Raw genomic sequence first — 25,902 nt, 5'->3', positions numbered from 1 at the left:
ACGCGCGTCGTCTCAGCTCTCGTAGCCGTCCATGCCGCCATCGGCAAGGAAGTGCTCCAGCCAGTGAATGTCGTACTGGCCAGCCTGCATGTCGGGATTGCGCACCAGAGTGCGGAACAGCGGCAGGGTGGTCTCGACGCCGCCCACCACGATCTCATCGAGGGCGCGGCGCAGGCGCATCAGGCATTCATCGCGGGTGCGGCCATGCACGATCAGCTTGCCGAGCAGCGAATCGTAATTCGGCGGGATGCGATAGCCCTGATAGATCGCCGAATCGACGCGCACGCCGAGGCCGCCGGGCGGGTGGTAATACGAGATCACGCCTGGCGAGGGCCGGAAGGTCACCGGATGTTCGGCGTTGATGCGGCATTCGATGGCGTGGCCGCGCAGGCGCACGTCGCTCTGCGAGAACGACATGTCGAGGCCGGCGGCGACGCGGATCTGCTCATTGACGAGGTCAATGCCGGTGATCATCTCGGTCACCGGATGCTCCACCTGGATACGGGTGTTCATCTCGATGAAGTAGAACTCGCCGTTCTCCCACAGGAACTCGATGGTGCCGGCGCCGAGATAGTTCAGCTCGGCCATGGCGTTGGCGACAATCGCGCCGATCTTTTCGCGGTCGGCCTGGCCGAGAACCGGCGAGGGGCCTTCTTCCCAGACCTTCTGGTGGCGACGCTGCAGCGAGCAGTCGCGCTCGCCGAGGTGCACGGCCTTGCCGCGCCCATCGCCCATCACCTGCACCTCGATGTGGCGCGGCTTTTCCAGATATTTCTCGAGATAGACCGCGTCGTCGCCGAACGCCGCCTTGGCCTCCTGGCGGGCCACCGACAGGGCGTCGGACAGATCAGCGGCGGTGCGCGCCACCTTCATGCCACGGCCGCCGCCGCCAGAGGCCGCCTTGACCAGCACCGGGAAACCGATCTCGGCGGCGACGCGATGCGCCTCCTCATCGTCGGTGATGCCGCCCTCAGAGCCCGGCACGCAGGGGATGCCGAGCCGGCGCGCCGTGCGCTTGGCCTCGATCTTGTCGCCCATGATGCGGATGTGCTCGGCCTTGGGGCCGATGAAGGCGATATTGTGCTCGGCCAGCACCTCGGCGAAGCCGGCGTTCTCCGACAGGAAGCCATAGCCTGGGTGCACCGCGTCGGCGCCGGTGATCTCACAGGCGGCGATCAGGGCCGGGATGTTGAGATAGCTGTCCCGCGCCGCAGGCGGCCCGATGCAGACGCTCTCGTCGGCCAGCCGCACATGCATGGCGTCGGCGTCCGCCGTGGAGTGCACGGCGACCGTGGCGATGCCCAGCTCCTTGGCGGCGCGAAGGATGCGCAGGGCGATCTCACCGCGATTGGCGATCAGAATTTTCTCGAACATGGCTCTCCAATCGGCGCTGGAGCTGAAACAGTGCAGGCGGGGGGCGGCGCATTCGCCAGCCTCAACCACCGCCGCGGAAGGTCCGCGCCAGCGCGGACCCGGAGCACATCGCCCGCGCCGCTGGCGCAGGCGGGCGCATTATTCGAGGATCAACAGCGGCTCGCCATATTCCACCGGCTGGCCGTCGTCGAACATGATCGCCGTGACCGTGCCGGCGCGCGGGGCGACGATGTCGTTGAAGGTCTTCATCGCCTCAACCAGCAGCAGCTTGTCGCCGGCGTTGACCTTCTGGCCGACCTCGATGAACGGCTTGGCGTCCGGCGAGGGGCGACGGTAAGCGGTGCCGACCATCGGCGAGGTGACGGCGCCAGGATGGTCGCCACGCGGCGCAGCCGGCGCCGGGGCGGCGACAGGCGCTGCGGCGGCAGGCTGCGGCGCGGGCGCTGGCACCGAGGCCTGGACATAGGTGGGAGCTGCGACAGGCGCGGCCTGACGGGCGACGCGAATGCGCAGATCGTCCTTCTCCACTTCGATCTCGGTCAGCGTGCTTTCGGAAACCAGACGGGCGAGTTCGCGAACGAGTTCGAGGTCGGCGACGGAATGGGTGTTTTTCTCGCTCATCGTGGTTCCTGAGCTCCTGATGCGGTGCGTTTTTTGACAAGCTGCGCGAGCGCTTCCAGCGCCAGCTCATAGCCAAGAGGTCCAAGCCCGCAGATCACCCCGACCGCAACAGCCGAGATGTAGGATTGGCGCCTGAAGGGCTCACGCGCGTGAATATTGGAGAGGTGAACCTCCATCACCAGCGCCTCGACGCCGGTGATGGCGTCGCGCAGGGCGATCGAGGTGTGGGTGTAGGCCCCCGGGTTGATGATGACGCCAGCGCCTGCAAGCCCTGCGGCCTGGATGGCGTCGACGAGAACGCCCTCATGGTTGCTTTGCACGAAATGCACGTCGACGCCCAACGCCTCAGCACGACGCCTGATGCGCTGCTCAACATCCGCCAGGGTCTCCGCGCCATAGGTCTGCGGTTCGCGGCGGCCCAGCAAATTGAGGTTTGGTCCGTTGATGACGTGAATTGCGACCATGGTGTCCCGCGTCAGCCCGTTACGGGTGAATCACGACCTAATACATTGCCTGCCGTCCCGGCGCAAAGGCGCGGCCGAAACGAGCCGTTTCTTGCGTCGCAGACTGCGGCCTAAACATGAAGAGCCGATAAACGACCACCCTACGCCTGTGCGCGTCGTGCCTCTATCGAGCATGGCCAGCGGCGCGCGACGCCGCCACTGCAAGATCGCGCCTTCAGGTGTCAGCGCCCGCCGTCATGGCGACGGAGGGCGCTGTCAAATTGCATCGGCCGGGCGGCTCAGCCGCAATTGGCCTTGCCGCATTTGCGCACCGAGGCGATCGCCTCGGCCATGGCGTCATGCCCCACGGCGCCGGGGATGATGGTGTCGCCGACGACGAAGGAGGGGGTGCCGGTCAGACCGAGCTTGTCGCCCAGCTCACGGCTTTCCTTCAGCGCCTCGACAACGGCCGGCGAATCCACATCCCTGGCCAGGCGGGCCATGTCGAGGCCCATGGCCTTGGCCACAGCTTCGGCCTGTTCCTTGCCGATGCGGCCCTTCACGCCCATCAATTTGGCGTGGTACTCAAACACCTTGGGGCCAGAGAGCTGCTGCTTGGCGGCGAGGGCCACGCGCGAGGCCTCCAGCGATTCCTGGCCGAGCACCGGGAAATCGCGCATGACGATCTTCAGCTTGCCGTCGCCCTTGATAAGCTTGTCGACATCGGCCACGGCGCGTTTGCAGAAGCCGCAATTGTAATCGAAGAACTCGACGAGGGTGACGTCGCCTTCTGGATTGCCGGCGATGATGGCGTTCTTGCCGCCAAACAGCCGGTCCTTCTCAGCGGTCAGCGCCTGCTGCTGCTTGGCGCTCTGGGCGGTTTCCTGGCGCTTCTCCAGCTCGGCCATCGCCTCCTGCAACACTTCAGGATTCTTGACGATATAGCTGTGCACCAGCTGCTCGATGGCCTTCTTCTGTTCGGCGCTAAACTCCTGGGCGCTGGCGCCGTGGCCGCCGCCGAGCGTCAGCGCGCCAAAGGCGCCGAGCACGCCGGCCATGGCCAGGCGACGGAAACGCCCGGCGGGCGCGCTAAAGGCCAGTTCTCGCAACATTCGCATTCAATCCTTCACGCCCATGCCGTCACAACGGAGCCGCGCCCCGCCGATCGGCCAATCCTGTATCGCCCCCGCGCCCGCGCGCCGGAGATCGGCTGGACCTGTGCCTTACATCCGGCGCAGCCCCTATGGAGCCAGAACCCCAGCGATATCGCCGAATCCTGCCCCGATATTCCACAATCCCGGAGCCCAGCGCATCAGGCGCCCCGTATGAGCGCCGGCGCGCGTCTCACGCCAGCAAATGCCGCCGGGCCTTATGCACGGCGCCCTGGGATCACCGTTGCGCCCGAGGCCTGCGCCGTCGCTTGCCCCCAACACACGCCCCAAGGGGGTAGCCAGATGGCTCGGCCCGTGAGAAGTCCCGTCCGGTGACACAGGGCGCAGCAGCGACGCCAAGCCTGCCAGGACTGGCCTCGCTTGTCCCGCGCCCGCAAGCTGCCAGTCGTCTGCAAGCTCACTGCGACCCAGGCCCGGCGCCGGAGCGGATGACCGGCGCGCAGACAGGAGACGATCCATGACCGCGAGCCCCGGCGCTCTCACCCCTGCGACAGCCGCCGCCGCGCGCGCCCTTCAGGCCGCCAGTCGCATGCAGCGCGTCGCGCCGTTCCTCGCCATGGATGTTTTGGCTGCTGCCAAGGCAAAAGCAAGGCAGGGGGCCGATATAATGCATATGGAGATCGGCCAGCCCTCGGCCCCGACGCCGCGCAAGGTCATTGAGCGGGCCCAGAGCGTGCTGGCCACTGGCCAGATCGGCTATACCGAAGCCCTTGGCATGCCGTCGCTGCGCGCCCGCATCGCCCGCCATTACCATGACTCTTATGGCGTCAGCGTCGACCCGGAGCAGGTGGTGGTGACCACCGGCTCATCCGGTGGCTTCCTGCTGGCGTTTCTGGCGGTGTTTGAGGCAGGGGCCCGAATCGCCTGCGCCTGCCCCGGCTATCCGGCCTATCGCAATATTTTCGGCGCCCTCGACATGACGAGCGTCGATATCGCCGTGGGCGAGGGCGGCGACTGGTCGATGCCGGTCTCGGCCATCGCCAGCGCCCATGCCGCCGGGCGGCTCGACGGCGTGCTGGCCATGAGCCCGTCCAATCCCACCGGCGTCGTCGCAGGCGCGCAGGAGCTGGCGGCGATCGGCGCGTTCTGCCGCGACCAGGGCCTGTGGTTCATCTCCGACGAGATTTACCACGGGCTGCACCATGGCGCCCCGGCGACCACGGCGCTGGCGACGTCGCCGGAGGCGATCGTGGTCAATTCCTTCTCCAAATATTACTGCATGACCGGCTGGCGCATTGGCTGGCTGGTGGTCCCAAAGCAGCTGGCGCGGCCGATCGAGCGGCTGGCCCAGAGCCTGTTCATCTCCGCGCCCTTCCTCAGCCAGGCGGCGGCGGAAGCGGCGTTTGACGCCGTCGATGAGCTGGAGGAGGTGCGCGCCGGCTATGGGCGCAATCGCCAGATCGTGCTCAACGCCCTCGCTGACATGAACCTGCCCACGGCGCCCTGCGACGGCGCGTTCTACGCTTATGTGGACATCGCCGGCCATGGCGATGATTCCATGGCCTTCTGCCAGCTCCTGCTCGACCGCGAGGGGGTGGCGATCACCCCAGGGCTCGACTTCGACCCGCATCGCGCCGGGCGTTTTGTCCGCATTTCTTTCGCCGGCTCTGAAGACACATGCATTCAGGGCATGGCGCGGCTGAAGCGCTTTCTCGCCATGGGCTAACCCGCAAAGGCGATCCGCGCGACAAATCAACTGTCGCGTCGAACCAGCAGGCCGCTTCATGTCGTCTTTACCCGCCAATGCGCAGCGCCCGGAGCGGGGCGCCGCGCACAGGCCGTTCCAGCGCGCCAATATGAGCCAGCGCGAGATTTACGCGGTGCTCGGCGGCGTCATTCTGGCCATGTTCATCGCCGCGCTGGACCAGACCATCGTCGCCACGGCGCTGGCCGCCATTGGCCGGGACCTTGGCGACGCCGATCTGCTGCCCTGGGTGGTGTCGATCTATCTGCTTACCGCCACCACGGCGACGCCGCTCTATGGCAAGGCCAGCGACATCTGGGGGCGGCGACCGCTGATGCTGCTGGCCATCAGCGTGTTCCTGATTGGCTCAGTCGCCTGTGCGCTCGCCCCCGACATGCAGACGCTGATCGTGGCGCGCGGCTTGCAGGGCCTGGGCGGCGGCGGGCTGATCTCGCTGGCCCAGACAGTGCTGGCAGACGTGCTGACGCCGAAGGAGCGCTCGCGCTATCAGGCGCATGTCGCCAGCGTCTTCGCCCTGTCCAGCCTGCTCGGGCCAGCCCTTGGCGGCGTGCTGGCGCAATATCTGCACTGGTCGGCGATTTTCTGGATCAATCTGCCGCTCGGGGCGCTGGCCCTGTGGCTGTGCGGCACGCTGCTGAAACGGCTGCCGCGCCACGAGCGCCGCTACCGGCTGGATTTTTGCGGCGCGGCGCTGCTGATGGGGGCGACCATCTCGCTGTTGCTGGCGTTGGGCTGGGGCGGCCACCGCTTCGCCTGGGCCTCGGCGCCGATCGGGCTGGCGTTGGCAGGTTCTGCGCTGCTGTGGCTGGCCTTCGCCATGCGGCTGCGGTTCGCCGACGAGCCGCTGATCCCGCTCGACATCCTGCGCAACAAGGTGGTGGTGCGGGCCTGCTGCGCCGCCGGCTTTGGCATGGGGGTGTTTGTCGGGCTGAGCATCTACACGCCGATGTATTTCGAGGCGGTGCGGGGCTTCAGCCTCGCTGACGCCGGCCTCGCGGTGACGCCGATGATGGTCGCCACCGTGTTCGGCGCCACCGCCTCAGGCCGCAGCATGCTGTATTTCAGCCGCTACAAGATCGTCGCCCAGTCTGGCCTCGCCCTGGCCTTCGCCTGCCTCGTCGCTCTGGCGAGCCTGCCGCTGGAGGCGCAGCCAGTGTGGCGCAGCATCGCTCTGTTGACCCTGACCGCCGCCGGCATCGGCAGCCTGTTTCCGGTGTGCACCATCTCGATCCAGAACGCCGTGGCCCAGCACCAGCTTGGCTCCGCCACCTCCTCGATGAATTTCGTCCGCCAGATGGGCGCGGCGGTGATCGTGGCGCTGTTCGGGGCGATCCTGCTCAATGGCGCCGCAAGCCTGGGGCTCGGCGTCAGCGGTGCTGGCGAAGGTGTGCGGCTGCTGGCCCAGACAACTGACGGCGGCGCCGCCCAGCCAGCGCCGATCTTCCGCTGGATCTACGCCGCCGCCGCCGTGGGCGTCGCCGTCAGCCTCGGCTTTCTGTCCAGCATGGAAGAGCGGCCGCTGCGCAGCGGCGATCCGGACTGAGCTGACCTACGCCTTCCGGGCGGCGCGCGCCTACGCCAGGGGAACCGCCTTGGCCGGCCGTGATGCCAGAGCCCCCGGGTAAGGCGCGGCATTGGCCTCGCGGCAATTTTAAGAGGATAGCTGGGGCCAACCGCCGGGGCGGGCCCGCCATCGCTGCCTGCCGATTCTGCCAGTGTTTGCGATGCGTACACCACGCATGACCTGGCCTGAGGTCGACCTCGCCCAGTGCATCGCCACGTCCAGGCAAAGCCGCTGGCGCGCGCACAAGGCTCAACCATCGCCTGAACGAAAAAACCCCGCCACGACGGCGGGGTTTCGATTCACTGCCAGACTTACGCCAGGCGGCGTCGATGGCTGGCGCGGCTCAGCGTCAGCCGACCTTGCGCGACCACCAGCCGCTGCGACGCGGGCGGGCCGGGTCGGCCTGGGTCAGCACCACAGTCTCAGGCTCCGGCGTTGCGGCCAGAATGCTGGCGGCGTCAGCAGCTTCAGCAGCGGTCTCAGGGGCAGCTTCTGGCGCAACTGGCGCGGCGGCGGGCTCTGGGGCAGCTTCCGGCGCCGCAACGGCGGCAGGCGCCTCGGCGACCGGCGCATCGACCTGCTCGGCGGCGACGGGGCTGGCGTCATAGGCTGCCTGGGCCGGCTCGTCGAAGCCATCATCGGCGCTGACGCCGCTGAATGGGGCCCAGCCTCCGGTTTCGACCACGGCGCTGGCAGGCTCGCCGCTGTCGTCGACGCGATAGTCGGCGACCGGGGCAAGGCTCGGGCCGCCATCACGCTCGTCACGGCGACCGCCACGACGGCCACGGCGACGGCGACGGCCGCGCCCTTCGGCGCCAGTCTCATCGTCACTGGCCTCAACGGCGGCGGCTTCGGCAGCCGGCGCCTCGTCAGAAGCCGCGTCGGATGCGACCTCAGCTAAAGCGTCGCTGGCGGCGACTGCGGCGGCAGCGCCTTCATCGCTCTGGCCGGCGTCGTCTTCACCGTCCTGGCTTGCCGCGTCGTGCTCAGCCCCATCCTGGCCATTGGCCTCGACGCCATTGTCGTCCTCGCCACGACCGCCACGGCGGCGGCGGCGACGGCGGCGACGGCGACCGTCGCTATCGCTGTCGCCATTGTCGGCGTCGCCATTGTCGTTCTCGGGCCGGGTCTGGGCCTCGTCATCGGCCTCGTCGGTCTCAACGGCTTCCGCCTCGATCACTGGCGCGTCGTCAGCGAAGAAGCTCTCGATCTGCACGCCCGAAGCCGGGGCGCGGGCGACGCCGGTCGCCGGTTCGCCGCGCTCGAGCTGGTAATGGGTCTGGCCGATCAGCGTGTCGTCGACCAGCACGTGGATTTCGACGCCGAAACGCTGCTCCAGATCGCGCAGGTGGTTGCGCTTCTGGTTGAGGATGTAGAGCGCCACCTCAGTGCGGGTGCGCACGTCGAGATTGTGGCTGCTGCTGCGGATCAGCGCTTCCTCAAGCATGCGGAGCACCTGCAGGGCGATCGACGGCACCGAACGCACGGTGCCGGCGCCGGCGCAATGCGGGCAGGGGATCGACGAGCTTTCCAGCACGCCCGTGCGGATGCGCTGGCGCGACATCTCCATCAGGCCGAACGGCGAGATGCGGCCGACCTGAATGCGGGCCCGGTCGTTCTTCAGGCAGTCCTTGAGCTTCTTCTCGACGGCGCGGTTGTTGCGACCTTCCTCCATGTCGATGAAGTCGATCACGATCAGACCGGCAAGGTCGCGCAGGCGCAGCTGGCGCGAAATCTCTTCCGCCGCTTCCAGATTGGTGCGCAGCGCCGTGTCCTCGATCGAGTGCTCACGGGTCGAGCGACCCGAATTGACGTCGATGGAGACCAGGGCTTCCGTCGGGTTGATGACGATGTAGCCGCCCGACTTCAGCGTGACATGGGTCGAGAACATGGCGTCAAGCTGCTGCTCCACGCCGAAGCTGGCGTAGAGCGGCTGGGCGCCCTTGTAGCGCTGCACCGCGCCGACATTGTCGGGCATCAGCATGCGCATGAAATCATGCGCCTCGCGATAGCCGGCGTCGCCGGAGACCAGCACGTCGTCAATGTCGCGATTGTACAGGTCGCGGATGGCGCGCTTGATCAGCGAGCCTTCCTCATAGACCAGGCACGGCGCCGAGGACTTCAGCGTCAGTTCGCGGACGCTCTCCCACAGACGCAGCAGATACTCGAAGTCGCGGGTCACTTCCTGCGGCGTGCGGGCGGCGCCAGCGGTGCGCAGGATGATGCCCATGCCCTGCGGCACTTCAAGCGCCGAGGCGATTTCCTTCAGCCGCTTGCGATCGCCGGAATTGGTGATCTTGCGCGAGATGCCGCCGCCACGGGCGGTGTTGGGCATCAGCACGGAATAGCGACCGGCCAGCGACAGATAGGTGGTCAGCGCCGCGCCCTTGTTGCCGCGCTCTTCCTTGACCACCTGGACCAGCAGGATCTGGCGGCGCTTGATAACTTCCTGAATCTTGTACTGGCGACGGCTGGAGCGGAAGCGGCGCTCGGCCACGTCCTCATGCACATCGGCGCCGCCGACGTGCTCAACGTCGTCGCCCTGGGCGCCGTCGTCATCCTGGTCATCGCCAGATGCGCCAGCGTGCTCGCCGTCATGCGCGCTATCGTCGTCGTCGCTGTGCTCGCCGATGGTCTCGATGACGTCATCGTCGGGGAAGGCGACCTCGGTGACGAGGCCTTCCTCCGGATCGGCCGCGCCAATCGCCTGGGCGCCGTCGCCATTGTCGTCCTGGTTCTGCTCGCCGGCGTCGCCCGTCACCGTCTCGCTGGTGCGGGCGCGCATGGAGCGGTCGCGACGCGAACGGCGGCGCGAATTGCGCTCCTCGTCCTGCTCTTCACGCGCCGCGTCCTCGGCCTGCTCGGCCAGCAGGGCCTGCCGGTCAGCGACCGGAATCTGGTAATAGTCGGGGTGAATTTCGCTGAAGGCGAGGAAGCCGTGGCGGTTGCCGCCATATTCAACGAAGGCCGCCTGCAGCGACGGCTCAACCCTGGTCACCTTGGCGAGGTAGATATTGCCGCGCAGCTGGCGCCGGGTGGATGACTCGAAGTCGAACTCTTCAACCTTCTGACCGCGCACCACAACTACCCGGGTTTCTTCCGGGTGGGACGCGTCGATAAGCATCTTGTTGGCCATTGTGAACTTCCATTGTCACGGCCACCGGAAAAGGCGCGCGCCGCCGGCGAATGGCCAGCGGCGGGTTTCCCAAGGCGGGGCCGTGATTGCGCCTGGACGAGCCGGCGCAAGTGTGGGGATAGGGGCTGGGGAGGACAGGGTGTGGCGTCTGCATGGCCTGCGCCGAACGTCCACGGCCGCATACGCATGCGGGCCTGGGCAATTCGGACTTGGCCAAAACATGGCGCGCGCCCATCAAAAATCCTCATGACGCCGGGCGGTTCCGTGGGAACGCCGGCAAAAACGACTGCGCGCAGGCAGCAAAAAACGCCTTGCCGCAGTCCGGAAGAAATTCCGTCGTGCAGCCTTCGGGTCGAAAGACGCGACGAGGCGTCAAACCCGATGACTGTTCCGGCGACTGGCGCCGTCCGCCGATCTGGCAGACGCACGCCGATTTGCGGCAGGCTTCCCCATCAATACATAGGACGCCTGGCCCTTGGCAAGTTGTATGTTCCCGTGGCGCCGGCGCCACATACTGGGCCTTGCCAGGCGGCGTTTCACGGATGCCCGCATCGATGGGGAGGCGGCGCAGCCCGTCGCGACCTGGAGCGGATGATGGCGCGCCCCGATCAGGCGGGGCGCTGCAATGCCGTCAGGAGGAGGCGTCCTGACCTGCAGGAGCGGTTTAAGGACACAGAAAATGGCCAGAATCACATCTGGCGCCATGGCGACCAGCGCTCCACGCCTCACGTCGATGGCGCGGGGTCCAGCGCGGAGCCAGGCCGCTGGCGCGACGCCGACGGGGCGCAGCCACCGCTTCCGCGCCTGCAGCTTTGGAGCAAAGCCGCTGCGCTCGGGCTGACATTTGGGAAAATTTCCCCACACACTTGCGTGATCAGCGCTGCTTCTCAACAGCTAATGCCACCCGGTGAGGGACAGGCGGGCGGCGCCACGCGCCGGCGGCCAGCCTGGTGCCCCAGCCCGATGCCCGTGGCGGAGCTGCGAAATGGATGACGCCCCGGCGCAACTCACTGGCGCGCCGGGCGCCCGCCGCTCTGCTGCGCTCACAGGTTTGACCGGGCGTTTACGCCGTTTCGATGAGCCGCCGACCAATCCCATCGCCAGGGTTTATAGCCGGACCCTAACTGTATTATATCAGCGCCATGCATCAGGGCGCGCAGCAATGGGCCGGTCGCGAGGCGACAGGGGCGGGATCGGCTTTGGGACAGGCCCGACGCCTGGCTGAACACGTCCAGCCCCAGTCCAGCGTGCGCCAGCGCCGTAACGCCGACCGCTGTCGACGCGGGCAGCTGTGGCGAGGTCGCGGCGGCGTTGCGCTCGCCGCCTTGCTGGTCGGCGCGGCGGCCAGCCTCTTCCCAGGCGCGCCGGTCCACGCCCAGCCGAGCCCAGCCTCCAGCGTCTCCGCCTCATCTCCGTCGCCCGGCGCTGAGACCAAACTGCCGCCCGCCGTGACCAATGCGGTTGAGGTGCGCGGCGACAGCCGCAACGCCACTTTGTCTTTCACCATGTCGCGGCCGGTGGAAGGGCGGGCCTTCGTGATGGAGCGGCCCGACCGGGTGGTGGTCGAACTGCCAGACGTCAATTTCCAGCTGCCCCAGGGCGCCGGCCGACGCGGCCAGGGCCTCGTCGCCTCGTTCCGCTACGGCGTGTTTGCGCCCGGCCGCGCCCGGCTCGTCATCGATCTGTCCGCGCCCGCTTTGGTGCGCCGCAGCGGCATGGTCGAGCAGCCTGGGGCGCTGCCGCGTTTTGAAATCGAGCTTGAGCGCGTCGACCGGGCGCAGTTCCATCGCGAGGCGGCCCAGGCGGCGGCGCAGGGCGTCGGCCAGACGCCGCCGCCTGCGCCCGTCGCCGACCCCGACGCGGACGCGCAGGATCGTCGCCCGGTGATCGTGCTCGACCCCGGCCACGGCGGCGTCGACAATGGCGCCATCAGCACCTCGGGGCTGGTCGAGAAGGAGATCGTGCTGGCCTTCGTGCAGCGACTGCGCGAGCACCTCGAGGCGACAGGCCGCTATCGCGTGGTGCTGACGCGCGACGATGACCGGTTTGTGCCGCTGGCCGACCGGGTGCGCATCGCCCAGCAGAACAACGCCGCCCTGTTCCTGTCGATCCACGCTGACATCCTGCGCGAGAGCCCGCATGTGCGCGGCGCCACCGTCTACACCGGCTCCAAGCTGGCCACCGACACTGAGGCCGCCCAGCTCGCCGCCAAGGAGAACAACGCCGACAGCGCCGCCGGCCTCACCACCGAGGCCAGCAATGACGAGGTGTCAAACATCCTGCTCGACCTGACCATGCGCGAGACCCGCACCTTCTCCAGCGATCTGGCGGCGCGGCTGGTGGCGGGGCTGAGCAAGGTGATCCGCATGAACAAGAATCCGCACCGCTCGGCCCGTTTCATGGTGCTGACGGCGCCGGACACCCCCTCGGCGCTGCTGGAGATCGGCTATCTGTCCAGCACCCGCGACGCCGATCTGATGAATTCGCCGGAATGGCGCGAGCGCACCACCGCCGCTTTGACCGCAGCGATCAACCGCTTCTTCGATGGTCGCCGCACCATGCTGCCAGGCCCCATCCGCACCGACCACGCCTTGTCCGCCCCCGACGCAGCAGGCGCCGCCACGCGCTGATCTTCCACGCGCAGCGCAGGCGCACGCCTTTCGCGACAGATAGGGCAGGGCGCACGAAGCGCGACCTGGCGGGACCTCTGACCTCGTCGGCGTCGGCAGCATCACGCCGCGCGTGAGAATCACCCAGGCGGAATCACCAGCGACGTCCCGCGCCAGCCCGTCGTCTCCATGGGCGCGCCGGACGCTCATGGTGCGACGGAATTGTCGCTTGGCGCCACAAAGTTGCCGCTGCGCCGCATTTTGGTGTGCATTCGCCTGCAGCATTTCTCACAGTGACCTGACCGGGACGGCCGTGGCGCAGCTGCGACGCATTGCTGAAAAGCTATCGCTTTTCCAATACTTGCGCCGAAAAGCCCTTGTGATACGCGGCGCAGATGCGGATGATTGCTCTGGCCAATAGCGCCAAACCGGCCTTTTCGCCTGCGACAGCACTGCGGTTGCGGCTATCGTGACCTACGGTGAGGGCGTGGGGGGCCGGCGGCGTGAGCGGCGCGTCAGGCGCGCGCGGCGACTCGCGCCAGCGCCCCGCGCCATGTAATGAACCAGGTCTGGAGCATTCCAGATCATCTTCTTCCCGGCAATTGCGGTTGCGGGGACAGGCAGACGGCGGGTCCGTATCGCATGCGTTTCGTTTTACGCTTTTTCGCGTTCCTCTTCGGTCTGGCGTTCACCGTCGCGGTGGTGGGCGCTGCAGCCGTTGGCTATTTCATCTGGCATTACTCGCGTGACCTGCCGGACTACACCCAGCTGCGTGATTACGAACCGCCGGTGATGACCCGCTTCCATGCCGGCGACGGCCGGCTGGTGGCTGAATATGCCCGCGAGCGCCGCCTGTTCCTGCCGATCCAGGCCTTCCCCGACACGGTGCTGGAGGCATTCCTGTCGGCGGAAGACAAGAACTTCTACCACCATGTCGGCGTCGATCCCTTCGGCACCTTGCGCGCCATCGTGCAGAACGTTGGGCGCAAGAACGCCGGCCAGCGCGAGCAGGGCGCCTCGACCATCACCCAGCAGGTGGCCAAGAACTTCCTCGTCGGCAATGAGCGCAGCTATGAGCGCAAGATTCGCGAGGCGCTGGTCGCCTTCCGCATCGAGAACACCTACACCAAGGACAAGATCCTCGAGCTGTATCTGAACGAGATTTATCTCGGCTCGGGCAATTATGGCGTCGCCGCCGCCGCGCTGAATTATTTCGGCAAATCGGTGCATGAGCTGACCATCGCCGAGGCCGCCTATCTCGCCGCGCTGCCCAAGGCGCCCAACAATTACAACGCCTTCCGCCACACCGCAGCCGCCACTGAACGCCGTAACTGGGTGATCGAGCGGATGCTGGATAATGGCTACATCACGCGCGCCCAGGCCGATGAGGCGCGCAAGCAGCCGCTCGGCGTGTCGCCGCGGTCGCTGTCGCCCTCGACCTACGCCGCCGGCTTCTTCGCCGAGGAAGTGCGCCGCGAGATCGCCGAGCGCTATGGCGAGAAGAAGCTGTATGACGGCGGCCTGTCGGTGCGCATGACGCTGGATCCGACGATTCAGGCCATGGCCCGCAAGGCGATGGTCGACGGCCTGGTGCGTTACGACGAGGCGCGCGGCTGGCATGGCGTGGTCGACAAGATCGACCTGCGCGAGACCCCGGACTGGGGCAAGGCGCTGGGCGACATGAAGACGCTCACCGACATCCAGCCCTGGCGCCTCGCCGTGGTGCTGTCGGTCAATGATCGCGCCGCCGAGATCGGCCTGCAGCCGGAGCGCCTGGGCAATGGCGCGCTGGCCAAGGAGCGGGTCACCGGCCAGATCGACGCCGACGGCGTGCGCTGGACCCGCAAGGGCAAGCTGTCGTCCTTCCTGTCGCCAGGCGACGTGGTCTACGCCGAGCCGATGGATCGCAAGCCAGGCCTCTACCGCCTGCGCCAGATCCCGGCGATATCCGGCGCCATGGTGGTGATGGACCCGCAGACTGGCCGCGTCTTCGCCATGGTCGGCGGCTTCTCCTTCGACCAGAGCGAGTTCAACCGCGCCACCCAGGCGCAGCGTCAGCCTGGCTCGTCGTTCAAGCCGATCGTCTACGCAACGGCGCTCGACAATGGCTACACGCCCTCGACCACCGTCTATGACTCGCCGATCGAGATCGAGCAGGGCCCTGGCCTGCCGCCGTGGCGGCCAGAGAATTACAGCGGCAAGTTCTCGGGTCCGCACACCCTGCGCTATGGCATCGAGCAGTCACGCAACGTCATGACCGTGCGTCTGGCGCGTGACATCGGCATGCCGCTGATCACCGAATATTCGCGCCGCTTCGGCGTCTATGACGAGCTGCAGCCCTATCTGCCGATGTCGCTCGGCGCGGGCGAAACCACCGTCATGCGCATGACCGCCGCCTATTCGATGTTCGTCAATGGCGGCAAGCGCATCAAGCCGACGCTGATCGACCGCATCCAGGATCGCTGGGGCAAGACGATTTACCGCCACGATGAGCGCATTTGCGAAGGTTGCGCCCCGGGCAAATGGGCCAACCAGCCCGAGCCGACGCTGATCGACAAGCGCGAGCAGGTCATCGATCCGCTGACCGCGTATCAGATCACCCATATTCTTGAGGGCGTGGTGCAGCGTGGCACCGCAACCATCCTCAAGGATGTCGGCAAGCCGCTGGCCGGCAAGACGGGCACCACCAATGACGCCAAGGATGTGTGGTTCGTCGGCTTCTCCCCGGATCTCGCCGTTGGCGTGTACTTCGGCTACGACCAGCCCAAATCGCTGGGCAGCCGGGTCACCTCCGGCCATCTGGTGGCCCCGGTGGTGCGTGACTTCATGAAGCTGGCGCTGAAGGACAAGCCAGCGACGCCGTTCCGTGTGCCGGCCGGCATCAAGCTGGTGCGCGTCAACGCCAAGACCGGCCTGCGCGCTGGCGGCGAGGGCGGTTCGATCCTCGAGGCCTTCAAGCCGGGCACCGTGCCGCCGGAGCATGTGGCGAGCAGCGATTCTGCGCCGCGCCCGCAGGCGTCGCAACAGCAGGCGCCGCAACAGGAATACGACGACGGCCGGCTGTTCTGATGTGTGGCGGTGAGGTCAGCCCGCCGTAGACGGAGACGGACCGGTCTGGCCGTCTCGTCTGTCCGGGCCCTGCAGCCCCCATCCTGGCCATGCCATCTGTCGGCGACTTGGGCTGCCTCGGCGATTTGGGCTCCTTCGGCGATTTGGGCGCCATGGCCGCCTGCGGTTGCCTTTGGCTGGCGCGGCGACTAGATCACTCAAGGTTGCGTCGGCCCTGGCCGGCGCGCGAGCGGGCCGCCTGGCGCGCTGCGCCGCTGGCGCGGCGCCGCATGCGGGCTGGCCGTGAACCCGTTACCCTGACGCAAGGACGCCGCTTCACTGAGGTGCCGGAGCGTTACGAGGACAGACAACACACCATGCGTGCAGAAATCCAATCGCTGGCAGAAGCGGCCAAGCAGTCCGTGGGACTGCTGAGGAGGCATCTTTGACTGGGATGTCGCTGTCAAACGTCTCGCCGAACTGAACGCCCTCTCCGAATCGCCTGATTTCTGGAACGACGCCGACGCCGCCCAAAAGGCGATGCGCGAGCGCACCGACCTTGAAGAACGGATCGGCGCCATCCAGCGCATGGAGCGCGAACTGGCCGATTCCGCCGAACTGATCGAGATGGGCGAGGCCGAGGGCGACGCCGATATCGTCACCGAAGGCGAGGAGGCGATCCGCGCCATCGCCGCCGAGGCGGCCAAGCGGCAGATCGAGACCCTGCTGTCGGGCGAAGCCGACGCCAATGACACCTATCTCGAGGTGCATTCTGGCGCTGGCGGCACCGAGAGCCAGGACTGGGCGAGCATGCTGTTGCGCATGTACACCCGCTGGGCCGAGCGCAAGGGCTTCAAGGTCGACGTCATTGAATACACCTCTGGCGAAGAGGCGGGCATCAAGGGCGCCACGCTGCAGATCAAGGGCCATAACGCCTATGGTTGGCTGAAGACCGAATCAGGCGTGCACCGTCTGGTGCGCATCTCACCGTTCGACTCCAACGCCCGTCGCCACACCAGCTTCGCCTCGGCCTGGGTCTATCCGGTGGTCGATGATCGCATCCAGGTGGATGTCAACGAGAGCGACTGCCGCATCGACACCTTCCGCGCCTCGGGCGCTGGCGGCCAGCACGTCAACACCACCGATTCGGCCGTGCGCATCACGCATATTCCGACCGGCATCGTGGTGGCGTGCCAGCAGGAGCGCTCGCAGCACAAGAACCGCGCCACGGCGTGGAACATGCTGCGCGCCCGCCTGTATGAGGCGGAGCTGCAAAAGCGTGAGGAAAAGGCCAACGCCGAAACTGCGTCCAAGACGGACATCGGCTGGGGTCACCAGCTGCGCTCTTACGTGCTGCAGCCCTACCAGCTGGTGAAGGACCTGCGCACCGGCGTGCAGTCCACCAGCCCGGACGACGTGCTCGACGGCGACCTCGACCCCTTCGTCGAAGCCGCCCTGGCCCACCGTGTTTACGGCGGTTCAGGCGAGGTCGAAGATATCGACTGACCCCGAGGCGCGGCGGCTTCCTCGCCGCGCCTGTCAGGCGACGGTCCACCGCCGCCGCGCGCCCCTCTCCAACGTCATGGTCGGGCTTGACCCGACCATCCACGACTTGGCCTCAGCACTTGGCGGCGGCTATCTGCGTGAAGACGTGGATGCCCGTGACAAGCACGGGCATGACGGCGTTGGGGTTCGGGCCAGGACTGGGCGGGACATGTCCTGGCGAAACATGACAGGCGGGTAGGGCGTCATGGGCACGCCGCCGCAGTAGCATCGCCCGTTCAACCGGTGGCGCGGCCATCGCCAGGTTAGCTCACAGCGACCGCAGGCTCTCCCCACGACGCCCCCTCTCCATCGTCATGGTCGGGCTTGACCCGACCATCCACGTCTATGCCTCGGCGTGGCGGCGGCTATCCGCGTGAAGACGTGGATGCCCGTGACAAGCACGGGCATGACGGCTTGGGGTGTGGGCCAGGACCGGGCGGGACCTGTCCTGGCGAAACATGACAGGCGGGCAGGGCCCGATGGGTCCGCCGCCGCAGCAGCGTCGCCCATTCAAGCGGTGGCGCGGCCATCGCCAGGTTAGCGCACAGCGACCGAAGGCTCTCCCCACGACGCCCCCTCACCACCGTCATGGTCAGACTTGACCCGACCATCCACGTCTATGCCTCAGCGTGGCCGCGACCATCGGCAGGGGAAGACGTGGATGCCCGTGACGAGCACGGGCATGACGGCGTTGGGGTCTGGGCCAGGACCGGGCGGGACATGTCCTGGCGAAACATGACAGGCGGGTAGGGCGTCATGGGCACGCCTTCCAAGTCGTGTCGCCCGTTCTATAGATAGCGTGGCCTTCGCCAGGTGAGCGGCACAGCGACCGTAGGCTCTCCCCACGACGCCCCCTCTCCACCGTCATGGTCGGGCTTGACCCGACCATCCACGTCTATGCCTCAGCGTGGCCGCGACCATCGGCAGGGAAAGACGTGGGTGCCCGTGACGCGCACGGGCATGACGGTAGCGGCGCTTCAATGCGTCGCGCGGGCCTCCTCAGGCGAGCTCCTGCACCGCCTTCAGCACTTCCGCCGCGTGGCCGGCAGGCTTGACCTTGCGCCAGAGGCGCAGGATGACGCCGTCTTCGCCGACCAGCACGGTGGTGCGCTCAACGCCCATATAGCGGCGGCCATACATGCTCTTCTCCACCCAGACGCCCCACGCCGTTAGCGTCGCCACCTCCGGGTCTGAGGCGAGGTCGATGGCGAGGTCGTGCTTGCCGGCGAATTTGGCGTGGGAGGCGACGCTGTCTGGCGAGACGCCGATGATGCGTGTGTTCGCCGCCGCAAAATCCGCCTTAAGGCGGTTGAATTCAATCGCCTCGGTTGTGCACCCCGGCGTCGCGTCCTTGGGATAGAAATACACCACCACCTTGCTACCCCGCAGGCTGGCGAGGTCGATATGGCCGCCATTCCCCAACGCCAGCCTGAGTTCCGGCGCAAGATCGCCTTGATTGATCGACATATGCTGTTCCTGTTCTGGTGACGCGCGGCGACGCGCCCGTGCAGTCAGACCATGACCGCCTGCCTGGCGCTACGCAAAAAGGGTAGTTTTGACGCCTAGAATCGGTTTGGTGTGGCGGGGCGGCCTGCCCGGGCGGCCCGGGCGACCAGGCGGCGTCTGGTCGGGCCATGGCTGGGGCGGCCGCCGACCGGCGGACGGGCCGCAGCCTCGCTGCCTGTAGACCTCGCTCCTCCGGGCTCGCCCGGTCGCCCCCCGCGACGCCAGACGGAAAGGACCTGCGCCCGTTTGCCGAAATTGACGTCGCCTGTGCGGTTGGTGCTCCGCCGCAAGAAAAACCGACCCGCGTCGCTGGCTGCCGAGGCAAGCGCCGAGGCCCAGGCGCGTCCGGATTTGACTGGCGACAGGCCGCTGGCGGCCACCGACGGCGCCGACGCCATTGCGGCAAACCCGGCGCCAGAGCGTAAGCCCAGCGGGGCGGCTGAAATAGCGCCCGACCCGGTCACCCCGCCAGAGCTAACGCCAGTGGCTCCAATGGCCGCTGATCATGCGCCCAAAAGTTCGCCGCAGCCCAGGCCAGAGCACGCTGCGCGGGCGGCGGCGGCCAGCAAGGCGCTGGCCCATGGCCGACGGCCGCGGAGCATCGCCCGGCGCAGTTTCCGCATGGCCGCCATGGCCACCAGTTTCACCGCCGCGTTTTTGATCCTGCTGGTCGGCGTGCTGGCGCTGCGCCTCGCATTCGGACCGATCGCCATTGAGGGGCTGTCGCAGCGGGTGTCGGCCGCCATGAACAGCCAGATCGGCGCGGAGTGGCGGTCGAAGATCCGCGCCGCCAAAATCAATCACGCCGGCCTCAACCCGGCGCTGACGCTTGAGGGCGTCGAGATCTTCGCCCCCGACGGCCAGCGCGTCCTGCTCGCCCCGGAGGCGACGGTGGCGGTCGATCCATGGAGCCTCGTCTGGGGCCAGTTCCGGCCGCGCTCCATCAGCTTCAGCGGCATCACCCTGCGTATCGGCGTCTCCCAGGAAGGCGAGATCGATTTGCGCGGCGGCGCTGATGCCGAGGCGGCGGATACGGGACCTTCGACCACTGCGGCGGCTGGCGAAAACGCCGGCCCGCCACGCCATCTCACTGACGTGCTGGCGCGCGGCGCCGCGTCCTTTATCGAGCTGCTGACCAGCAGCGACGGCTTCCTCGGCGGCATCGACGACGCCAGCGTGAACGACGCGACGGTGATCTTGCTTGGCGCTGATGGGCGCCCGCGGTTTCGTTTCACCGATACGGATCTGCTGTTCAGCCGGCCCAAGGACAATCTGCGCAATTTCTCCTTCGAGCTGACCGGCGGCAAGGGGCGCTGGCGGCTGGAGGGGGCGATCTCTGGTCGCGCCGCTGAGGATCGCGTCGCCAATATCAGCTTCAATAATGTGCCGGTGTCCGACCTGCTGGCCTTTGGCGCGCCGCAGAAGGCGGTGTGGACCGACATGCCGCTGTCCGGCAACGTCAATGGCGCAATCAGGGCCAGCGGCGAGCTCGCCAACCTGACGGCGCAGATCGCTGGTGAGCGGGCGGTGATCCATACCGACGATCCGGACATGCCGCAGTTCACCATGGACCAGCTGGAGTTCGCTGCGGCATGGCGCGGGCCGGAGCAGCGCTTCGACATCACCCGGCTCTACGCCGCGTGGGACGGCTATCACATCGCCGCCTCGGGGGCGCTGGAGCGGGGCGCCGACGCCAGCCAGCCGTGGCTGCTGCGGCTGGGCTCGACCGACGCACTGGCTGCGCCCTTCGCCGCAGGCGATGCGCCGACGCCGCTGCAGCAGGTCACCGCCCGGCTGGCCGGCACAGGCGATGGCGGGGCCCGCATCGAGCAGTTCGACGTGGTCACCGGATCGGGAACCGTGTCGGTCACTGGCCAATTGGGCGGCGTCGCCGCCGGGCAGGGCGTCGACCTCACCATCACCGGGGCTAATGCCGGGACGCGCACGGCGCTGGCGCTGTGGCCGACCTTCGCCGCCCGCCATGTGCGCGACTACATTGGCCGGACCTTCTCCGCCGGTCGGGTCGACAGCTTCGACGTGCGGGTGAAGATGACCCGCGACGACATCATCGACGCCCGCCACAAGAAGCCGATGGACCCCGATGAGCTGGCGTTCAATGTGCGCATGTCGGATGCGGTCTGGCGAGCCACCGCCCACACGCCGCCGGTGCACGCCTCCGCCGCGGCGAGCGGTGACGGCGCGCTGAGCCGCATCACTATCGGCGCGGCGCGCATGACGCCGGACAAAGGACCGGCGCTTCAGATTTCAAAGGGCGAGGTGCTGATCCGCGCCGCCCTGCGGCCGACGCCGCGCGCCGAAATCAACTTCAACGTCAAGGGCGATCTGCCGACCCTGCTGCAGGTGATGGACAGCTCCGGCCTCGGCGCGCCGCCGGTCAATCCGGGCCATGTGCGCGGCGCCGCCGATCTCGACGTCTCGCTGTCGGCGCCACTGAGCGCCCAGGCCAAGGCCGCCGACATTGTCCCAACAATTCGTGGCGCGCTCAGCGATGTGAGCATCGACAAGGTCTCAGGCGACCACCGGCTGGACAATGGCGCCTTTCAGGTGACGATCGACGAGGTCCAGACCCAGCTGAAAGGCGAGGGCCGTATCGCTGGCGTGGCGATGAACATTGACCTGCGCGACCCGCGCAAGGGCTCTGCCCCCGGCGAGATCGCCCTGTCGGCGACGTTCGACGACGCGGCGCGCAACCGGCTGGGCGTCAATCTCGGCGCCGGCCTCACCGGCCCGGTCAGCGCCAGCGCCGTTATCCCGCTTGACAAGCGCAGGTCTGGGGCGACCGCCGCCGCCAAAAGCCAGCGCGTCGACATCGATCTGACACGGGCGCGCATTGACGACCTGATCCCGGGCTGGAGCAAGGCGGCGGGCAAGCCAGGCAAGGTCAGCTTCCTGCTCGATGAACAGAATGGCGCCATGCGGCTCAACGAGCTGATGCTCGACGCCGGCAATGTGGCGGCGGCCAAAGGCGTGGTTGAACTCGACGCCAAGGCCGGCTTGCAGCGGGCGCGCTTTGGCAGCTTCCGCATGTCGCCCAGCGACAATATGCGGGTCGAGGTGGATCGGGCCGACGGCGGCTACAAGGTGACGGTGCGCGGCCAGCTGATCGACGCCCGCCCGGCCTTACGCGCCATCGTCACAGACGACGGCAAACCCGCCAAGGCCAGCGGCGGGGGCGCCCACCAGCCGCGCATCGATCTTGATCTGTCGACGGCGATCCTCGCCGGCTACAACAATGAGGCGCTGACCAACGCCACCCTCAAGCTGACGGCGCGCAATGGCGAGGTGCGCCAGGCCAGCATGGACGGCAGGTTCGGCGCAGCCACCGCGTCGCTGCGCCTGACGCCGCGCGGCGCGGGGGCGGAGCAGCTGGATGTGCGGTCCAGCAACGCCGGGGCCCTGCTGCGTTTCGCCGATTTCTACAAGCGCATGTATGGCGGGGATCTGATCATTCAGGCGACGCTGGGCCGCAAGAGCCAGAGCGGCGCCATCGACATCGCCCGCTTCGCCTTGCGTGACGAACCGGCGCTGGCCCGCATAGTCGCCTCCCAGCCGGCCAACCGCGCCGGCGGCATCAATGTCTCCGAGACGCCGTTTACCCGGCTGGAGGCCAGCTTCGAGCGCCAGGGCGGCCGCGTGCAATTGCGCGACGGCATCATCTGGGGACCGCAGGTCGGCATCAAGCTGGATGGGGTGGTGGATTTCGCCCGCGACCGCACCGATCTGAACGGCGTCTTTATCCCGGCCTATGCGCTCAACAACGCCTTCGCCCGGATTCCGCTGGTTGGTCCCCTGATCGGCGGCGGCGCCAATGAGGGCCTGTTCGCGGTGAGCTTCCGCATCACCGGCCCGGCCAGCGCGCCGACGCTCACCGTCAACCCGCTCACGGCGGTGGCCCCTGGCATTCTGCGCAAGTTCATCGAGGTGTTCACGCCCGACGGCTCCGGCCAGAACCAGCCCGCTGCGCCGCCAACGCCGCCAGCGCGCATCCGGTAAGCGCGGCGCGCCTCTGATCGGGCCACGGCAGGCGAGGACGAGTGGAGCTACGGCAGGCAAAAGGTTGGCGGCCAATCAGCGCCTGCATGCCCGCCCTGGTGGCAGGGAGGCTCCACCCGGCCAGCACAACGGCGGCCTCGCGGCCGCCGTCTTTCGTTCCATGGCGTCTGCCTGTGGCTGAGGCCGCCTTATACCGGAACCCGATGAATGGGACTCATCGGGTTGTGGCCAAGCCCGTGCGCGCCTGAGCATTTCAGGATGCGGATGCGTCAGCATCTTCGCATCCTGGTATTAGGCGGCGGGGCCGCAGGATCGGCGCTCAGCTGAAGCGCAGCAGCACGTGCTTCTTGCGGCCGAACGACAGCTTGATCACGCCATCGCCGGTCACATCGGCCTCACCGAGCACGGCGCGGTCGTCGCTCACCACCGCATCATTGACGCGCAGGCCGCCGCCCTTGACCTGGCGGCGCGCCTCGCTGGTGGACGCCACAAGGCCAGCCTGGGCGAAGGCCGACAGCACGCCGAGCCCGGCCTTGAGCTCGGCGAGCGACAGGGTGACGCTCGGCAGGTCGGCGGCCAGCGCGCCTTCCTCGAAGGTCTTGCGCGCCGTCTCCGCCGCCTGCTCCGCGGCCTCGCGGCCATGCAGCAGCGCGGTGGCCTCTGTGGCGAGGATCTTCTTGGCCTCATTGACCTCGGAGCCGCCGAGCGCGGCGAGGCGGGCCACCTCCGTCATCGGCAGCACGGTGAACAGCTTCAGGAAGCGTTCGACGTCGGCGTCCTCGGTGTTGCGCCAGAACTGCCAGTACTCATAGGGGCTGCGCATGTCGCCCTTGAGCCAGACGGCGCCATTGGCGGTCTTGCCCATTTTCGCGCCGGAGGAGGTGGTGATCAGCGGGCAGGTGAGGGCGTAGAGCTGCGGCTGGCCCATGCGGCGGCCGAGGTCGATGCCATTGATGATATTGCCCCACTGGTCGGAGCCGCCCATCTGCAGCACGCAGCCGTGGCGCTTGCTCAGCTCGACGAAATCGTAGGCCTGCAGGATCATGTAGTTGAATTCGAGGAACGACAGCTCGTGCTCGCGCTCCAGCCGGGTCTTCACCGAATCGAAGCTCAGCATGCGATTGACCGAGAAGTGGCGGCCAACGTCGCGCAGGAAGTCGATGTAATTGAGCGGGGCCAGCCATTCGGCGTTGTCGACCATGAAGGCCGCAGCGCCCTTGCCAGCGCCATGCGGCGCCTCGCCATTGCCGAAATCGATGAAGCGCGAGAACACCGAGCCGAGGCTCTGCTTGTTGTCCTCGATCTGCTCCAGCGTCAGGATCCTGCGGCTCTCATCCTTGCCGGAGGGGTCGCCGACGCGGGTGGTGCCGCCGCCCATGAGGGCGATGGGCCGGTGGCCGGTCTGCTGGAACCAGTGCAGCATCATGATCGACAGCAAATGCCCGACATGCAGCGACGGCCCGGTGCAATCATAGCCGACATAGGCTGTCAGCTGGCCCGACGCCGCCTTCTCATCCAGGCCCGCGAGGTCAGAGCACTGGTGGATGTAGCCGCGTTCGGTGAGAACACGCAGGAAGTCGGATTTGGGCGCGGTCATCAGCTCACTCACTCGCTTGCAAAGGGTTCAGCAAGGTTGGCGTTGGTACAATTGGCCAGCGTGTAACACTTTTGCGGCGGAAGATCACCGCCGATTGCGCCGCCCGCGTGGGCGCGCGACGCGCAAAAGCGTGATGATGGGCGCCCATGCGTCAGAGGCGCGGGCGGGAGGCGGCTATGCCGGGGAGCGCCGCCGGTTTACCGTTGCGCGGCGCGGTAGAGGGTGAGGCCTGGCAGGCGCGGGCAAGGAGTGCGGACATGGCGATGAAGCGGGCGATCGGCCTGATGAGCGGCACGTCGATGGACGGCGTCGACGTGGCCCTGCTCGAGACCGATGGCGAGCGCATCGCATCCCTCGGCCCCACCGGCTACTGGCCTTACAGCAACGATGAGCGAGCGCTGCTGCAGCGCGCCATGGACGAGGCGCCCTCGCTGACCGACCGCCTCGCCCGGCCGCCCGCCCAGGCTCAGGCCGAGGCGTTGGTCACCGCCGCCCATGTCGCGGCGGTCAATGGCTTTCTCGCCCAGCATGGACTTGCGGCGGCGGAGATCGACGTCATCGGTTTTCATGGTCAGACGGTGCTGCACCGGCCGCAGGCGCGGCTGACGGTGCAGCTCGGCGATGGCCAGGCGCTGGCCGACGCCACCGGCATCGCCGTGGCGTATGATTTCCGCGCCGCCGATGTGGCGGCAGGGGGCCAGGGCGCGCCCCTGGTTCCGGTGTTTCATGCAGCATTGGCGCAGATGGTGGGCCTCGCCGCGCCGGTGGCGTTTCTCAATATTGGCGGCGTCGCCAATGTGACCTTTCTGGGCGGCGATGGCGCGCTGCTTGCCTTCGACACCGGGCCGGGCAACGCGCTGCTCGATGACTGGATGCGGCTGCGCACCGGCGCGTCGATGGATGCGGACGGCGCCATGGCGGCCCGTGGCTCGCCTGATGCGGCCCTGCTCGACTGGCTGATGGCGCATCCCTGGTTCGCGGCGCCAGCGCCAAAATCCCTCGACCGCAACTGGTTCAATGCCGGCGTCGCCGCCCATCTCGCCACCAGCGACGGCGCCGCAACCCTGGCGCAATTCACCGCGCGCGCCGTGGCCCAGGCCGCCCGGCTTGCGGCGGATCAGATGGCGGGCGCGGGCGCAGGTCCCGGGGCGCTTGCCGGCTTGCGCTGGATCGTCTGCGGCGGCGGCGCCCATAATCCGGAACTGCTGCGGCTGCTGCGGGCGCAGCTGGATGGCGAGATCGTCACGGCGGCCAGCGTCGGCCTGTCGGTGGATTTCATCGAGGCCCAGGCCTTCGGCTATCTCGCCGTGCGCTGCATGCGCGGCCTGCCGCTGACCTGGCCCGGCACTACGGGCGCGCCCGAGCCTATGACCGGCGGCGTCCTCTGTGCGCCTCGCGCGGCGATTGCGCATGAGGCGCCGGACCACGCGCTGGCCGCGGCCACCGCCTGAACCATTGCTGTTGGTCAGCCATGCGGCTGATGGGCCAATGGGGCGCACCCCGAAAGCAAACAGGCCGCGCCAACGTAGGGCGTAATAGAAGCGGGGCGCGCCAAAGAAAACGGGGGG

At 67.7% G+C, this 25,902-nt stretch carries 14 protein-coding genes; 7 read left to right on the top strand and 7 right to left on the bottom strand.

Annotation, left to right across the window (positions count from 1 at the left end; translation table 11 throughout):
• Positions 1-12 precede the first annotated feature (12 nt).
• The 4 genes from accC to AC6A67_RS11310 all read right to left on the bottom strand — a co-directional run bounded on the left by accC (position 13) and on the right by AC6A67_RS11310 (position 3,550).
• Positions 13-1,374 (bottom strand): acetyl-CoA carboxylase biotin carboxylase subunit, encoded by a 1,362-nt coding sequence (gene accC, locus AC6A67_RS11325; protein ID WP_498036665.1) that lies wholly within the window; start codon positions 1,372-1,374, stop codon positions 13-15.
• Between the two features lie 138 nt (positions 1,375-1,512).
• The gene (gene accB / locus AC6A67_RS11320; protein WP_498036664.1) at positions 1,513-1,995 is read right to left on the bottom strand and encodes an acetyl-CoA carboxylase biotin carboxyl carrier protein; all 483 of its coding nucleotides are present in this window, start codon (positions 1,993-1,995) and stop codon (positions 1,513-1,515) included.
• Complete coding sequence (gene aroQ, locus AC6A67_RS11315; protein ID WP_498036663.1) at positions 1,992-2,459, bottom strand: type II 3-dehydroquinate dehydratase; 468 nt, start codon at positions 2,457-2,459, stop codon at positions 1,992-1,994. The genes accB and aroQ overlap by 4 nt, the downstream gene beginning before the upstream one ends.
• Before the next feature lie 278 nt (positions 2,460-2,737).
• Entirely contained in the window at positions 2,738-3,550 is an 813-nt protein-coding gene (locus AC6A67_RS11310) for a DsbA family protein (RefSeq protein WP_498036662.1), read from the bottom strand.
• Positions 3,551-4,139: 589 nt separating this feature from the next.
• Here AC6A67_RS11310 and AC6A67_RS11305 point away from each other — a divergent pair.
• The gene (locus tag AC6A67_RS11305; RefSeq protein WP_498036847.1) at positions 4,140-5,276 is read left to right on the top strand and encodes a pyridoxal phosphate-dependent aminotransferase; all 1,137 of its coding nucleotides are present in this window, start codon (positions 4,140-4,142) and stop codon (positions 5,274-5,276) included.
• A 58-nt stretch (positions 5,277-5,334) separates the two neighbouring features.
• Positions 5,335-6,858 carry an MDR family MFS transporter gene (locus AC6A67_RS11300; RefSeq protein ID WP_498036661.1) on the top strand — a complete coding sequence of 508 codons (1,524 nt, stop codon included), beginning with the start codon at positions 5,335-5,337 and terminating at the stop codon, positions 6,856-6,858.
• A gap of 370 nt (positions 6,859-7,228) precedes the next feature.
• Here the strand turns inward: AC6A67_RS11300 and AC6A67_RS11295 are convergent, their stop codons facing one another.
• Positions 7,229-10,015: an Rne/Rng family ribonuclease gene (locus AC6A67_RS11295; RefSeq protein WP_498036660.1), complete on the bottom strand. Its 2,787-nt coding sequence runs from the start codon at positions 10,013-10,015 to the stop codon at positions 7,229-7,231.
• A gap of 1,199 nt (positions 10,016-11,214) precedes the next feature.
• On the opposite strand from AC6A67_RS11295, the gene AC6A67_RS11290 reads away from it, so the two are divergent.
• The 3 genes from AC6A67_RS11290 to prfB all read left to right on the top strand — a co-directional run bounded on the left by AC6A67_RS11290 (position 11,215) and on the right by prfB (position 17,178).
• The gene (locus AC6A67_RS11290) at positions 11,215-12,645 is read left to right on the top strand and encodes an N-acetylmuramoyl-L-alanine amidase (protein ID WP_498036659.1); all 1,431 of its coding nucleotides are present in this window, start codon (positions 11,215-11,217) and stop codon (positions 12,643-12,645) included.
• 621 nt (positions 12,646-13,266) lie between these two features.
• Entirely contained in the window at positions 13,267-15,693 is a 2,427-nt protein-coding gene (locus AC6A67_RS11285) for a penicillin-binding protein 1A (protein ID WP_498036658.1), read from the top strand.
• 356 nt (positions 15,694-16,049) lie between these two features.
• Positions 16,050-17,178, top strand: a protein-coding gene (gene prfB, locus AC6A67_RS11280; RefSeq protein WP_498036657.1) for a peptide chain release factor 2 whose coding sequence is annotated in 2 segments (ribosomal slippage) — positions 16,050-16,118 and positions 16,120-17,178 — 1,128 coding nt in all. Because the reading frame shifts where the segments join, the coding sequence is not laid out codon by codon here.
• A 1,038-nt stretch (positions 17,179-18,216) separates the two neighbouring features.
• On the opposite strand, the gene AC6A67_RS11275 is transcribed toward prfB, so the two are convergent.
• Entirely contained in the window at positions 18,217-18,684 is a 468-nt protein-coding gene (locus tag AC6A67_RS11275; RefSeq protein WP_498036656.1) for a peroxiredoxin, read from the bottom strand.
• Positions 18,685-18,969: 285 nt separating this feature from the next.
• On the opposite strand from AC6A67_RS11275, the gene AC6A67_RS11270 reads away from it, so the two are divergent.
• Positions 18,970-22,737, top strand: coding sequence for a hypothetical protein (locus AC6A67_RS11270; protein WP_498036655.1), 3,768 nt, complete (start codon positions 18,970-18,972; stop codon positions 22,735-22,737).
• Positions 22,738-23,056: 319 nt separating this feature from the next.
• Here AC6A67_RS11270 and tyrS read toward each other — a convergent pair whose 3' ends face one another.
• The gene (gene tyrS / locus AC6A67_RS11265) at positions 23,057-24,334 is read right to left on the bottom strand and encodes a tyrosine--tRNA ligase (RefSeq protein ID WP_498036654.1); all 1,278 of its coding nucleotides are present in this window, start codon (positions 24,332-24,334) and stop codon (positions 23,057-23,059) included.
• A gap of 257 nt (positions 24,335-24,591) precedes the next feature.
• On the opposite strand from tyrS, the gene AC6A67_RS11260 reads away from it, so the two are divergent.
• Positions 24,592-25,785, top strand: coding sequence for an anhydro-N-acetylmuramic acid kinase (locus AC6A67_RS11260; protein WP_498036653.1), 1,194 nt, complete (start codon positions 24,592-24,594; stop codon positions 25,783-25,785).
• Positions 25,786-25,902 lie beyond the last annotated feature (117 nt).

It is taken from the genome of Camelimonas sp. FR25 (assembly GCF_059740505.1).
The sequence above is the reverse complement of the archived record's forward strand: the minus strand, read 5'-3'. Positions and strand labels throughout refer to the sequence as shown.

What these genes read in the sequence shown, in the direction of transcription:
- AC6A67_RS11275 (WP_498036656.1), bottom strand. Translation starts at nt 18,684, where the DNA reads ATGTCGATCAATCAAGGCGATCTTGCGCCGGAACTCAGGCTGGCGTTG.
- tyrS (WP_498036654.1), bottom strand. Translation starts at nt 24,334, where the DNA reads ATGACCGCGCCCAAATCCGACTTCCTGCGTGTTCTCACCGAACGCGGC.
- AC6A67_RS11295 (WP_498036660.1), bottom strand. Translation starts at nt 10,015, where the DNA reads ATGGCCAACAAGATGCTTATCGACGCGTCCCACCCGGAAGAAACCCGG.
- AC6A67_RS11260 (WP_498036653.1), top strand. Translation starts at nt 24,592, where the DNA reads ATGGCGATGAAGCGGGCGATCGGCCTGATGAGCGGCACGTCGATGGAC.
- AC6A67_RS11300 (WP_498036661.1), top strand. Translation starts at nt 5,335, where the DNA reads ATGTCGTCTTTACCCGCCAATGCGCAGCGCCCGGAGCGGGGCGCCGCG.
- AC6A67_RS11310 (WP_498036662.1), bottom strand. Translation starts at nt 3,550, where the DNA reads ATGTTGCGAGAACTGGCCTTTAGCGCGCCCGCCGGGCGTTTCCGTCGC.
- AC6A67_RS11305 (WP_498036847.1), top strand. Translation starts at nt 4,140, where the DNA reads ATGCAGCGCGTCGCGCCGTTCCTCGCCATGGATGTTTTGGCTGCTGCC.
- aroQ (WP_498036663.1), bottom strand. Translation starts at nt 2,459, where the DNA reads ATGGTCGCAATTCACGTCATCAACGGACCAAACCTCAATTTGCTGGGC.
- accB (WP_498036664.1), bottom strand. Translation starts at nt 1,995, where the DNA reads ATGAGCGAGAAAAACACCCATTCCGTCGCCGACCTCGAACTCGTTCGC.
- accC (WP_498036665.1), bottom strand. Translation starts at nt 1,374, where the DNA reads ATGTTCGAGAAAATTCTGATCGCCAATCGCGGTGAGATCGCCCTGCGC.
- AC6A67_RS11285 (WP_498036658.1), top strand. Translation starts at nt 13,267, where the DNA reads ATGCGTTTCGTTTTACGCTTTTTCGCGTTCCTCTTCGGTCTGGCGTTC.